The organism is Micromonospora sp. NPDC049523 (genome assembly GCF_040676775.1).
In the GTDB taxonomy this organism is placed as follows: Bacteria; Actinomycetota; Actinomycetes; order Mycobacteriales; family Micromonosporaceae; genus Micromonospora_G.
Map to the genome: position 1 here is coordinate 44,857 of NZ_JBFAPP010000018.1, position 12,396 is coordinate 57,252.

A 12,396-nucleotide genomic window follows, 5' to 3' on the forward strand; every position below is an offset into this window, starting at 1 on the left:
CGAGCCGGTCAGGTACGGGCGGCGGGGTCGAGGTGTCGGGCCGGTTTGGCAGCGCCCGGTTGGGCGGGCAGCGGCGGGGTCGGGCCGCAGGCGCGCTCGACGTACTCCGGGGCGTCCGGGAGGGCGTCGAACTCCGGGCGCAGGATCGCTACCCGGGTCAGGTCGTGCCAGCGGCCCCGGCGGAAGACCGCCTCCCGGTCGCGGCCCTCGACCTGCCAACCGCACCGCCGCACGTACGCGCCGAGGCTGGCGGCGTTGAAGTCGAGAATGGTGCTGTGCAGCCGGCGCAGGCCGACGTCGTAGAAGCTCCACGCCATCGTCAGCATGATCGAGTCGCTGCCGGCGCCCTTCGGCGCCGCACCGGGCATCAGCTTGACCGCGGTGAGCGCGGAGCGGTTGTGCCAGTCGATCTCCCACAGCCCGGTCAGGCCGACCGGTTCGCCGCTGCCCAGGCCGACCACGGTGAGCCGACGATTGCGGGGGTCGCGGGAGGCGCCCTGGAACCAGTCCCGTTGGGCGTCGCGGGCCACCGGCCAGTCCCAGCCCACCACGTTGCCGCGGACCTGTGGCGCGTTGGCCAGGTCGGTGAGGAAGTCGAGGTCGTCGGCCTGCATCGGGCGCAGGCCGACCAGTCGGCCGGTCAGCATGGTTCTCCTCTTCCGCCGCTGGTCGGGACGGTTCCGCCACCGCTCGGGACGCCGCCACCGCTGGTACGGACCGCGTTCGCCGCGGTTGCCGGGTGGATCTCGCGTACCAGTTCCGCCACCTGGGCCAGGTCGGAGCCGGTACAGCGGTAGTCGGTGTGCAGGAAGAGCATCCGGCGGGAGAAACCGACCCGCTCGTCCATGGTCAGCTCGACCGGTGCCCGTTCGTCGCCTGCCGGGTCGGGGCCGAGCCGCCAGAGCACCGCCGGGTAGACGCGCCGGTCGATCAGCGCGTGCCGTACCGCCTCGCGTCGCCGGTGCGAGTCGAACTCCAGCACCACGCCGAGGGTGTGCGCGCGGGCGCGCAGCCCGGACAGCCCGGACAGCCCGGCGGCGAGCAGGGCGGCGTTCTCGATCCGGCGGCGGCGGAGCCGGTCGGTCGGCAGCACCCGCAGCATCTGGCGGGAGAACTCCGAGATGCCGCTGACGCCGCTGTCCCGGAACAGGTCCTCCCCGGCCGCGTACCGGGCCAGGTACTGCTGCTTGTCCACCGGCCCACCGGCCAGGTAGGCCGCCTTGAGGTACATCGCGGACAGGACCCGGTCGACCAGACCCAGGTGGCGGGCGGTCGGCGGGCCGGCGGGCGGCACCGGGCGGCCGGTGTCCGACCAGAGCGCCCCGCCGTCGGGCAGCGGCAGCGTCTTGCGCAGCGAGGCGAAGACGTAGTCGGCGCGTACCGAGGCGAGCCAGGGCGCGCGGGGGTCGTGGGTGGCGTCGACGACCAGGGTCGCGGCGGACGCCGCCGGCACCACCGGCGGCGCCCCGAAGTACGAGACCGCCACCACCGCCTCGGTCGGCGCGGCGACCGGTGCCACCCCACCGGTCGGCCCGACCGGGTAGCGCCGGACCGGCAGTACGTCGGCCACCTCGTCCACCACGTCGTCGCAGTAGTACGCGGGCAGGTGCAGCGTGGTCCAGCCGTACTCGCGCCGGCCGAACTCGACCAGGGCGCGCAGTGCCTGGCGGCCGGAGCCGAACAGCTCGCCGTACTGCGGGGCGGCGGACGGCGGGTCGGGGTGTCCGGGCGTACGGGCCCAGTCCGGCTCGGCCGGCAGGTGCAGCGGGAAGCTGGAACCGACCTCCCAGCGTCGTCCAAGCAGCGCGGGGCCGATGTCGCGGCGGTCGTCGGCCATCGGTCAGCTCCGGCCCAGCCGGTAGCCGGGGAAGTAACCCGACAGGCGGAGTTCGTCGACGCCGCGGCCGAGCGTACGGGCGTGCTCGTCGAGCAGGCTCGCGTAGCGCCGCTCGTCCAGCACCACCGACCCGGTCCAGAACTGGGTACGCCGACCGCCGAAGGAACGCTTGAACTGGAACAGCCCGTCGTCGGGGCGTACGCCGCCGCCGAGGTGCACCCGGGTGCAGCCGTTCTCCGCGGCCCATTCCAGGATGGTCCAGACCAGCAGGTTGTTCGCGCCGTCGCGGACGGTCCTCGGGTCGGAGCCGGCGAGGTGGTAGTGGGCCCGGTCGCGGTGGCGCAGGACGAGCGCGGAGGCGACCACGGCACCGCCGGGTTCGCGTACCTCGGCGATCAGCAGTGCCTTGCCGAGACCGTCGACCAGGTTCCGGTAGTACTCCTGCGCGAAGAGGTAGCCGGGGGCGCTGCCGACCCGGAGCATCGTCTGCTCGTACAGCCGGCGGAAGGGTGAGCCGGCAACCACGTCGTCGGGGCCGGCGGCGCGGATGGTGCCGCCGAGGCCGGCGTTGCGGGCCTTGCGGATCGCGGTACGCGACCGGCCCTCCATCCCGGCCCAGATCGCGGTGCTGCCGAGGTTGACCGGGACGGTGACGGTGTCCGCGCGGCGGGTCAGCTCGATCGTGCCGAGTTCCTGTACGGCCGCGATCGAGGCGAGGTCGAGCGGGGAGAACCGGAGGAACAGGGTGACCACCCCGGTGTCCCGCCAGTGGTCGAGCGCCCCGCGCCAGAACCCGGCGAGTTCGGCCGGCGCGCAGCCGGCCTGGACGTGGATCCCGGAGTAGCCGTACGGGCTGACCGCGTCGGAGGTGGTGTCGTCGAGCCGGCGGACCACGTACGGCAGCAGGATCCGGTCCGCCCGGTGGGCGAGTTGCCAGGTGCCGGGCTCGGTGCCGGCCGCGGCCCGGCCGTAGCCGGCGGTGAAGTAGACGTCCGGGCAGTCCGGCCCGAGCAGGGGTCCGGCGGTGTCGGCGTCGACCACCGCCAGGTCCGCGTTCACCGGTCGGCCAGGAACTGCTCGATGGCGTGGAAGACCCGGCCCGTCTGGATCTCGTCCAGCGCCGAACCGCTGGGCAGGGTGAGCCCGTCCTCGAAAAGCCGCTGGGCGGCGCCGGTGAGCACCGCGTGGGCCTGACCGAAGATCGGTTGCAGGTGCATGGGTTTCCACACCGGTCGGGTTTCGATGTCCTGGGCGGCGAGGTGGGCGCCGAGTTCCCCGGCCCGCCAGCCGGCCCGGTCGGGGTCGACGACGATGGTGGTGAGCCAGCAGTTCGCGCCGCGTGCGCCGGCACCGTCGGCGGCGATCCGGACCCCGGCCGGGATGCCGTCGCCGCCGGGTCCGCCGCCGTCACCCTCACCGAGCAGCCGTACGCCGGGCACGGCGGCGAACAGTTTCGCGTACCGTTCGCGCAGTTCACGGCGGCGGGCGAGCATCTCGTCCAGCCGGCTGAGCTGGGCCCGGCCGAGGGCGGCGAGCAGGTTGCTGAGCCGGTAGTTGTAGCCGATGTCCTGGTGTTCGTAGTGCGGCACGGGTTGCCGGGCCTGGGTCGCCAGGTGCCGACAGCGGGCGATGATCCCGGCGTCGTCGGAGACGAGCATGCCGCCACCCGAGGTGGTGATGATCTTGTTGCCGTTGAAGGAGAACGCGGTGACCCGGCCGAACGACCCGGCCGCGCGACCCCGGTACGTGGCACCCAGCGACTCGGCCGCGTCGACCAGCACCGGAACCCGGGTGGCGGCACAGACCGGCAGGAGTTCGTCGTAGTCGGCGCAGGCGCCGAACATGTCCACCGGCACCACCGCGGCGACCCGCCGGCTGGCGGCACGCAGCCGGTGCAGCAGGTCGGCCAGCAGGTTGACGTCGATGTTGCCGGTACCCGGTTCGCAGTCCACGAAGACCGGTTCCGCGCCGGTGTAGACCACGGCGTTGGCGGTGGCGACGAAGGTCAGCGTGGGTACCACCACCACCTGGCCAGGTCCGGCGCCGAGGGCGAGCAGGGCGAGGTGCAGCGCGGCGGTGCCGGAGCTGACCGCGACCGCGTACGCGGCACCGACCCGGTCGGCGACCTCGCGTTCGAACGCGTCCACCTCGGGGCCGACCGGCGCCACCCAGCCCGAGCGCAACGCCCGGACCAGGTACGACTCTTCGAGCGGCCCGACGTCGGGCGGGGACAGGTAGACCCGGCCGGTCATCGTGCTGGCGGCGGGTCGGGGACGGCGGGACGCCGCCCGGAGTTGCCAGGACGAAGCTTCACAGGCACGGCCTCCGACCCCAAACACGCTCAAAGTATCCAAAGGGTTTGTATCAGTTCGAGCCTCGTACAAGGGTGCGTTTTGGCTATTCTGGTCAGATTCAATAATCTGCCGGACAAGGCGGTACAGCATGGAGAACGCGGGAACGGGCACGCAGGTCGCGGGTCGACGCCCACGATCTCCGGTGGCCTTCCTGACCGGGTCCAGCCTCGCCCAGTCGGCCAGCTACGCGCTCAGCGCCGTACTGGCCAGCGCCCTGCTCGGGCCGCACCAGCGCGGGCTGATGGTGCTCGGCGTCACCACCGGCAGCATCGCCGGGCTGCTCTCCGGCCTCGGTACGGGTTCGGCCCTGCGCTCCCGCCTGCCCGCCGTGAGCGGCACGCCCGCCGGTCAGCGCCTGCTCGCCTCGTACACCTGGTGGTCGGTGGTCTCCGCGGTGCTCGGGTGCGCGCTCGCCGTAGGGCTGTCGATCCTCTCCGCGCCGCTGATCGACCCCGGGCTGGCCGAGCCGCCGTTCCTGGGCGCGGTAGCGGTGATCACGATCGGCTACGTGGCACTGACCCAGTTCCCCGACGTCTGGTACGCCGCCGGCCGGTTCCGCGCCGGCAGCGCCTGGGCGGCGATGGTCGCCGCCGGTGGCCTGGTCGGCGTGCTGCTCGGAGCGCTGCTCAGCAGCAGCGCGTGGGCGCTGCTGCTGGCACAGGGGCTCGGCATGGTGACGGTCGCGGCTGTCCAGTGTGCCCGGCTGCGGATGGCCGGTCTGGTCCCGCTGGACTCCCCCGGCCGCCCGGAACTGGTCGACCTGCTCCGGCACGGCTGCCGGGCGCTCGGCCTGACCATGGGGCTGGCCCTGGCCCTGCGCGCCGACCGGTACGTGCTGGGCGCGGTGGCGGGCGCGGCCACGGTCGGCATCTACTCCGTCGCGGCCACCCTGAGCGAGGGCCCGCGGGTGGTGCCGGCCGCCCTGGGGCAGCTCGTCAACCGGGAGGTGGCGCTCGGCGGCGGACTGTCCCAGGTGGCCCGAGCCCGGCGTACGGCCCTGCTGGCGGCGGCGCTGATGGGCCTGCTGGTGGCGGTCGGCGGCTGGTTCCTGATCGTCCCGGTGTTCGGGCCGGAGTTCGCCGACGCCCGCCCACTGCTGCTGGTGCTGCTGGTGGCCGAGATCGCCTTCGCGCCGTTCGCGGTGGCGAGTCGCGCCCTGCTCGGCGGTGGCTGGATGACCACCGCCGGACTGCTCGGCGCGGGTGGCAGTGTCGCCGCGCTGATCCTGTTCGCGCTGGCCGTACCGCTCTGGGGCGGGTACGGGGCCGCGATCGCCTGCATCCTGACGTACGCCGGGCTGTCGGTCGCCTCCTGGCGGCTGCTGCGCCGCCGGCTCGGCCGCAACGTGGCGCCCCGTCCACGCGAGACGGTCTCACCACCGATCCGGATCGGACGGTCCACGTGAGGGCCGCGCACAGTTGATCCAGAGGTCGTCAAGCGGACGTGGGGGCTGACGGGGCGGGGCCGACCCGCACGACGCCGACCTGACACCGGGTCCGGCGAGCCTGCTGGTGCACCGGCACGACGACAAACTCGCCAACCTCGACAACGCGCTCGTCCGGGGCCGGTTGGCGCACGGCAGCGACGGCTGGTTGCTGGTGCCGGAACGGGTCGTCGAGTCCTCCCCCGGCAATGACGCGCGTTCGGCGCTGCGGACGCTGCGGGTCACCCGCCGAGCCACCCGCTCCTATCTTGACCGCCGCGGCCTTGTCCGGCCACGGGTGGAATGGGACCAGTTCCGGAAACTTGCCGACGGCTGACGCGTCCGGGTCACGAATTGCTTTCGGCTGCCATTCGGGGCCCGGTACGACCTTTCTGCCAGCGATCCGGTCAGGCATACTCCGGCATAGAAAAGAGTCAATTGGAGGAGTCGGGGGCGTAGGCGAGGAGACCGGTGGTTGGACACGGATGTGCGCAGTGACCCGGGACCCTCGATGGTCGGAAGAATGGCGCGGTACGGCGGCCACGTGCTCCGGGAACAACTCACCCGCCGCCGGGCCACCGTACCGACGGACATACCCGTACGGCCGGGCGAGGTCACCCGCGAATGGCTGACCGCCGTACTCTGCGTCGGGTTTCCCGGGGCGGCGGTGCAGACGTACGAGGTCGCCGAAGTGAGCATTGGCACCTCGACCCGGTGGCGCGCCACGGTCGGTTACAACGACGCGGGTCGGGACGCGGCCCTGCCGACGGAACTGTTCGCCAAGACCACGCCGCGCTGGACCCAACGCCTGTTGTTGGGACTGGCCGACGTCCTCACCGGCGAGCCGGGCTTCTACCGGCACCTGCGCCCGCACCTGGAGATCGAGGCGCCGTACGGCTATCACGGGGCGGCCGACCCCTCCTCGGGTCGCTCGATCGTGTTGACCGAAGACGTCACCGCCACCCGACAGGCCACCTTCTGTACGCCACAGACCCCGATCTCCCGCGCCGAGATGGAGGACCTGCTCGCCGCGATGGCCGCCTGGCACGGGCGGTACTGGGACGATCCCGAGCTGGCACAGCACCCGTTCCTGCACCAGACGCCGCGTACGTTCGTCGGCAACCTCGCCCGGTTCGCCCAGCTACGCAGACGCGGGCGGGTCGGCGTCCAGCGGGCCAGGACGGTGATTCCCGATCCGGTCGTGGCGCGTTACCAGGATCTCTACCTGGCCCTGTGGCGGTCGCTGGAACTGACCACCGAGGGACCGCTGACACTGCTGCACGGCGACCCGCACATCGGCAACGTCTACCGGACCGGCGCCGGGCGGATGGGATTCGCCGACTGGCAGGTGGTGATGCGCGGCAGTTGGGCGTACGACGTGGCGTACACGATAGTGACCGGGTTGAGCATCGACGACCGCCGCGGCTGGGAACGTGACCTGCTCGGCTTCTACCTGGGCCGGTTGAACGCGGCCGGCGGCACGGCACCCGACTTCGACGACGCCTGGCTGGCCTACCGGCAGCAGACGCTCTGGCCGTACTTCGGCTGGTTGCTCTCCACCGGGCGCAGCGCCATCCAGCCGAAATTCCAACCGGCCTCGACCAATTTCGGAATGCTCGAACGCACCTCGAACGCCATCCTGGACCTCGACGCGCTCGGCGCGGTCAGGAGCGCGATCCGACGGGAGCGGTGAGTGGACTACCGGCGGGAGGCGTAGACGTAGTAGCGCACCCATGGCCGGGGATCCTCGGGACGGGTACGGATGCTGTACCCGGCTGCCCGCAGCAGCTCGACGACCGGGGCAAAGGTCCGTTGCCAGGCCCGGTCCGTACCGTCGGCGTACGGGGGTTCGGACAGGAAGTCGTGGCAGGAGACGACGAGGTTCTCCACGATCGCGAACTGCTGGAACGACTTCTCCAGTACCGACAGCTCCGCGCCCTCGATGTTCATCTTGAGCAGGTCGATCCGCTCCACCCCGAGCGAGGCGACAATCTCGTCGAGGGTACGACCGGCGACCTCGATCCCGTCGCCGGCTCCACCGGTCAGCCGGTTGCTGATGTGGTCGACCCGGTCGTCGGTGAGGTGGACCGGGCCGGGGTCGCCGACCACGGCACACTTCAGCGGGGTCACGTTGGACAGCCCGTTCAGTTCGACCGTACGGCGCAGGCAGGCGAAGGTCCGGGGGTGCGCCTCGATGCTCACCACCCGCCCGGCGAGCCCGACCAGGCGGGACAGGAGCCTGACCTCGCCGCCCACACCGGCTCCGATGTCGAAGATGGTGTCACCCGGTTGTGGCTGGTAGTCGAAGAGGAAGATGTCCTGGGTCGCCTGGTCCTGGGCGCGGGCGGAGAGCCCGCCGAGCGTGGTGTTGACCACGACCCCGGTCGGGTACCGGTGCACCCAGTGGCCCTCGGCGTAACGCACCCGGCAGCGGGACTGCGAGCGGGCGGAGAGGAACAGCGACCCGAGCCCGGCGACCACGCGCCGGTCGACCCGCTCGTCCAGGGTGTCGAAGAGCCGTTTCCTGAGACTTGTCGACATGCGTCGTGCTCCGATCTCTGCGCCGGGCGGCGGGGACTGGTCAGCGGGTGGGACTGGTGAGCGGGGCCGGCTGCCGGGGCACGGCTCCGATCCCGTCCGGCCCGGTCCCGTCCGGCCCGGCGGCGGTGCCCGTACGGTCCAGCCGGTCGCGGTACCACTCGAAGGTGCGGCGTACGCCCTCGGCCAGTGGCACGGTCGGTTCGAACCCGGTGAGCCGGCGGAGTTTGCCCAGGTCGGGACAGCGTCGGGTGACCGAGCCGGGTGGTGCCGGCAGCCGCTCGATGGACGGGCTGACGCCGGCCAGGTCCAGCACGAGGTGCGCCAGGTCGGCGATGTTGGTCTCGGCGGTGTCGTCGCCGATGTGTACGACCTCACCGGTCACCTGCGGGCAGGCCATCAGCCGCAGCATCGCCTCGACCGCGTCGTCCACGTGGCAGAACGCGCGGTACTGGTCAGCGCCCCAGACCCGGAACGGGTCCTCGCCGCCCAGCGCCCGCAGCGCCATCTCCGGGATGACGTGGTCGGTGCCCATCCTCGGGCCGTAGACGTTGTGGAACCGGCCGACGACCGCGGTGCAGTCCTTGGCGGCGGCGCCGTGGATGAAGGCCGCCTCGCCGAGCAGTTTGCTGATCGCGTACGCGAACCGGGGCGAGGTCACGTCGGCCACCATCACCGGCACGTCCTCGGCGGTGGGTACCGCCACGATGCCGGCGCCGACGCCTCCGGCGTACACCTCGCTGGTGGAGCTGAAGAAGATTCGTTCGCCGGGGTGGACCCAGTCCAGCAGGTGCAGGGCGGTGAGCGTGTTGACCCTGATCACCCGCGCCGGGTCCGCCTCGACGTTGCGTACGCCGACCACCGCGGCGAGCAGGTAGATCTGGTCGTAGCCGTGGGGCAGTTCGGCCCACGCCCGCGTGCTGGTGAGGTCGGCCGAGCGGACGTCGACCGCGGGATGCGCGCGCAGCGCGCCGATCCGCTCGTCGTCACGGCCCCGGGAGAAGTCGTCCACGATGGTGACCGTGTGCCCGTCGGCCACCAGCCGGTCGGCGAGGTGCAGGCCGACGAAGCCGGCACCGCCGAGGATGAGTGCGCGCATCAGGCACCTCTCGCCGGGGTGGGTGCGGGTGGAGCCGGTGACGCCGCCGGTGCGGGCGTACGCGGGAGCGGCAGGTAGCCGATGCCGGCGTAGCGGACACCTGCGGCGGTGATGGCCCGCTCGTCCAGGATCCGCCACGAGTCGTAGACCAGGGCGGGTCGCGGACCGGCCCCGGCGAGCAGGGTGTCGACCCGGATCGCCCGGTAGTCGGGGTGGTCGTTGACCACGAGTACCGCGTCGGCGTCGCTGAACGCCTTGTCGATGCTGGTCGGCTCGCCACCGTAGCGGTGGATCACCTCGTCCGGCACCATCGGGTCGTGGCCGACGACGGTCAGTCCGGCGGACCGGAACACCGGCATCATGCTGGCGATCGGGGTGCCGCGCATGTCGTCGGTAGGCGGCCACCCCTTGTACGCCCACCCGAGTACGGCCAGCCGCGCGCCGATCGTGCCGCCGCGTACCTGGCGGAGCAGTTCCACCACCCGGTTGGCGACATGCACCGGCAGGTACTCGTTGAGCTGTCGGGCCGCGCCGACCAGGAACGGTCCGGGTTCGCCGCCGGCACTGTCGATCATGATGTACGGGTCCTTGGACAGGCAGCCGCCGCCGACGTACCCGGGCTTGCTCAGGTCCGGCCGGGGGTAGTCCAGGTTGGCCGCGCCGATCACCTCGAGCGGGTCGAGCCCGTGCCGTTCGGCGATCAGGGCCAGCTCGTTGCCGAAGGAGTAGATCAGGTCGGTGTGGCAGTTGTTGGAGAGCTTGACCAGTTCGGCCGCCTCCAGGCTGGACACCGGCACCACCTGGGTGGCGAGCCCGCCGAAGAACTCGGTTCCGGCCCGCCGACTCTCCTCGTCCAGCCCGCCGACCACCTGCGGCAGCTCGACCAGTTCGCGCAGCGCCTGGCCCTGGATGGTGCGCTCCGGTGCCATCACCAGCCGGGCGCTGCCCCACGCGGCCAGCAGTGCCGGCAGCACCACCCGCCGGCTGGTGCCGACCGGTACGGTGCTGCGGACCACCACCAGCGTGTCCGGCCCGCACCGGGACGCGACCTGCTCGGCGGCGGCGGCGAGGTTGGTCAGATCGGGTTGCCGGGTGCGGTCGTCCACCGGCGTGGAGACCGAGATGACCGCCACGTCGACGTCGGCCGGCAGTTCGGTGTGTACGAAGACGGTCTTGCCGACGGCTTCGGCGAACACCTCCTCGATGCCGGGTTCGAAGAGGTGCACCCGCCCCTGGCGCAGCGCGTCCCGGACGGCGGGTGAGGTGTCCACGCCGTGCACCTCGTAGCCCTTGCGCGCGAGCGCCGCGGCCAGGGTCAGGCCGACATAGCCGAGTCCGACAACGCCGATCTTTCGGTACAACTCAGGCCTCCTGAGGTAAGAACACATCGGAAAGGGCAGGTCGCCGTCGAGTCAGGCGGGTACTCCGCTGGCCAGTGGGGTGCGATCGGGGTCGGGTCCGATGCCGGTGGCGGCGGCGACCGCCGCGTCCCACAGGTCGCGGACCGAATCGACCAGGTCGTGGGCGGGCGCCCAGCCGAGCACCCGCAGCGCGAGCGAGTTGTCCCCGCACATCCAGGGCACGTTCGCCGTCCGGGCGGCCGAGGCCGCCGGCGCCTCCTCGCGGATGGTGCCGGTGAACCCCGCGGTCCGGGCCAGCATCCGGACCGCGTGCCGGGTGGCGACCGCGTGGCCGCTGGAGATGTTGAAGACGAACTGCGGCGGCTCGGGCACGCCGATCGCCGCCCGGACCGCGAACGCGACGTCGCGGACGTCGACAAAATCGCGGTACGCGCCGAGCGAGCCCAGCCCGATCTCCGGTGTTCCGGTCTCGGCCGCCGCCAGCAGCAGCGCCGCCGCCCGGCCGAGCACGTTCTCGGTGGACAGTCCGGGGCCGATCGGGTTGAACACCCGCAGCACCACCGCGTCGATCCGCCCGGCGGACCGGGCCAGCTCGACCAGTTGGGTGCCGGCGAGGTGGCTGAGGCCGTACTCGCTGACCGGGGCGGCGGGTTCGTCCTCGGCGACCGGCGCACCGAACGGGACCGGGCCGTACTCGCCGGCCGAGCCGAGCCGGACCAGCCGGGCCCTCGGGGCTGCCACCGCGATCGCCTCGATCAGCTTGGCGGTGACCAGGGTGTGCGCGCGGATCATCGTGTCCGCGCCACCGGTGAGCTGCCCGGTGCAGTTGACCACGGCGTCCGGCCGGGCCGCGTGGACAAGTTCGGCCAGCTCGGCGACCTCGGCGGCGAGCAGGTCGCACTCCGCCCGGCCGGGGCAGGTCAGCTCGGTGTCGGGTTCGAGTACGGCACGTACCCGCCCGCCGACGAAACCGGACGCGCCGAACAGCAGCACCCGGCTCACACCGGCTCCCGTACCCCGGTGGGGAGCAGGGTCGACCGGAGGTCGTCGAAGGTCCGGTTCGCCTCGTCGTAGTCCTCGGGGCGGCCGATGTCGAGCCAGTAGCCGTCGAACGGGTAGCTGGCCGGCAGCCGTCCCGCCCGGAGCAGGTCGATCATGAGCTGGTCGAAACCGAACGGCAGTCCGGCCGGGTACGCCGAGATGGTGTCCCGGGACAGGCCGTAGAGCCCCATGCTGACCTCGTAGTCGAGGGTGGGTTTCTCGGTGAACTCGACCACCCGGTCACCCCGGCTGACCAGCACCCCGAAGTCGATCTTGACGCTGCGCCGGAAGGTCGCCACGGTCAGCGGGGCGCCCGAGACGCTGTGCGCGCTGAGCAGGTCGGCATAGTCGAGGTCGGTGAGGATGTCGCCGTTCATCACCAGGAAGTGCTCGGGCAGCCGGTCCCGGAGCCCGAACAGCGGGCCGACGGTGGAGAGCGGTACGCGTTCCTCCACGTAGTCCACCCGCAGGCCGTAGCGGGAGCCGTCGCCCACGAAGGCGCGGATCAACGAACCCATGTGGTTGATCGCCAGGGTCGCGTGGGTGAAGCCGCAGTCCGCCAACTGGAGCAGGACGATCTCCAGGATCGCGTGGCTGTCACCGATCGGTACCAGTGGCTTCGGCAGCGACGTCGTGTACGGGCGCAGCCGGACTCCCTTGCCGCCGGCCATGATCACCACGTGCATCTCGTCCTCCACGCGACTCCCCACCTGCCTGGCCCGGTCCTTCTGTCGTCAACGACG

Annotated in this window: 12 protein-coding genes; 3 read left to right on the forward strand and 9 right to left on the reverse strand. The window is 72.1% G+C overall.

Annotation, left to right across the window (positions count from 1 at the left end):
* Positions 1–8 precede the first annotated feature (8 nt).
* The 4 genes from AB0J90_RS25410 to AB0J90_RS25425 are packed head-to-tail and all read right to left on the reverse strand — an operon-like array spanning position 9 to position 4,089.
* Positions 9–647, reverse strand: a complete 639-nt coding sequence (locus AB0J90_RS25410; RefSeq protein WP_363599823.1) for a GNAT family protein — start codon at positions 645–647, stop codon at positions 9–11.
* Positions 641–1,837 (reverse strand): hypothetical protein, encoded by a 1,197-nt coding sequence (locus AB0J90_RS25415; protein WP_363599825.1) that lies wholly within the window; start codon positions 1,835–1,837, stop codon positions 641–643. The genes AB0J90_RS25410 and AB0J90_RS25415 overlap by 7 nt, the downstream gene beginning before the upstream one ends.
* A gap of 3 nt (positions 1,838–1,840) precedes the next feature.
* Positions 1,841–2,896 (reverse strand): GNAT family N-acetyltransferase, encoded by a 1,056-nt coding sequence (locus AB0J90_RS25420; protein WP_363599827.1) that lies wholly within the window; start codon positions 2,894–2,896, stop codon positions 1,841–1,843.
* Positions 2,893–4,089: an aminotransferase class I/II-fold pyridoxal phosphate-dependent enzyme gene (locus tag AB0J90_RS25425; RefSeq protein WP_363600032.1), complete on the reverse strand. Its 1,197-nt coding sequence runs from the start codon at positions 4,087–4,089 to the stop codon at positions 2,893–2,895. Before AB0J90_RS25425 ends, AB0J90_RS25420 begins: the two co-directional genes overlap by 4 nt.
* 244 nt (positions 4,090–4,333) lie before the next feature.
* On the opposite strand from AB0J90_RS25425, the gene AB0J90_RS25430 reads away from it, so the two are divergent.
* The 3 genes from AB0J90_RS25430 to AB0J90_RS25440 all read left to right on the forward strand — a co-directional run bounded on the left by AB0J90_RS25430 (position 4,334) and on the right by AB0J90_RS25440 (position 7,307).
* Entirely contained in the window at positions 4,334–5,596 is a 1,263-nt protein-coding gene (locus tag AB0J90_RS25430; RefSeq protein ID WP_363599829.1) for an oligosaccharide flippase family protein, read from the forward strand.
* A gap of 106 nt (positions 5,597–5,702) precedes the next feature.
* Entirely contained in the window at positions 5,703–5,951 is a 249-nt protein-coding gene (locus AB0J90_RS25435; protein WP_363599831.1) for a hypothetical protein, read from the forward strand.
* Positions 5,952–6,137: 186 nt separating this feature from the next.
* The gene (locus AB0J90_RS25440; protein ID WP_363599833.1) at positions 6,138–7,307 is read left to right on the forward strand and encodes a phosphotransferase; all 1,170 of its coding nucleotides are present in this window, start codon (positions 6,138–6,140) and stop codon (positions 7,305–7,307) included.
* A gap of 5 nt (positions 7,308–7,312) precedes the next feature.
* Here AB0J90_RS25440 and AB0J90_RS25445 read toward each other — a convergent pair whose 3' ends face one another.
* Genes AB0J90_RS25445 through AB0J90_RS25465 form a run of 5 tightly spaced genes read right to left on the reverse strand, consistent with a single transcriptional unit; the run spans position 7,313 to position 12,351 of the window.
* Positions 7,313–8,155, reverse strand: a complete 843-nt coding sequence (locus AB0J90_RS25445; protein ID WP_363599835.1) for an FkbM family methyltransferase — start codon at positions 8,153–8,155, stop codon at positions 7,313–7,315.
* 40 nt (positions 8,156–8,195) lie between these two features.
* Entirely contained in the window at positions 8,196–9,251 is a 1,056-nt protein-coding gene (locus AB0J90_RS25450; protein WP_363599837.1) for an NAD-dependent epimerase/dehydratase family protein, read from the reverse strand.
* A complete protein-coding gene (locus AB0J90_RS25455) occupies positions 9,251–10,612 on the reverse strand; it encodes a nucleotide sugar dehydrogenase (protein WP_363599839.1) in 1,362 nt (453 codons plus the stop codon). The genes AB0J90_RS25450 and AB0J90_RS25455 overlap by 1 nt, the downstream gene beginning before the upstream one ends.
* A 51-nt stretch (positions 10,613–10,663) precedes the next feature.
* Positions 10,664–11,614, reverse strand: coding sequence for an NAD-dependent epimerase/dehydratase family protein (locus AB0J90_RS25460; protein WP_363599841.1), 951 nt, complete (start codon positions 11,612–11,614; stop codon positions 10,664–10,666).
* Positions 11,611–12,351, reverse strand: a complete 741-nt coding sequence (locus AB0J90_RS25465; RefSeq protein ID WP_363599843.1) for a sugar phosphate nucleotidyltransferase — start codon at positions 12,349–12,351, stop codon at positions 11,611–11,613. Before AB0J90_RS25465 ends, AB0J90_RS25460 begins: the two co-directional genes overlap by 4 nt.
* Positions 12,352–12,396 lie beyond the last annotated feature (45 nt).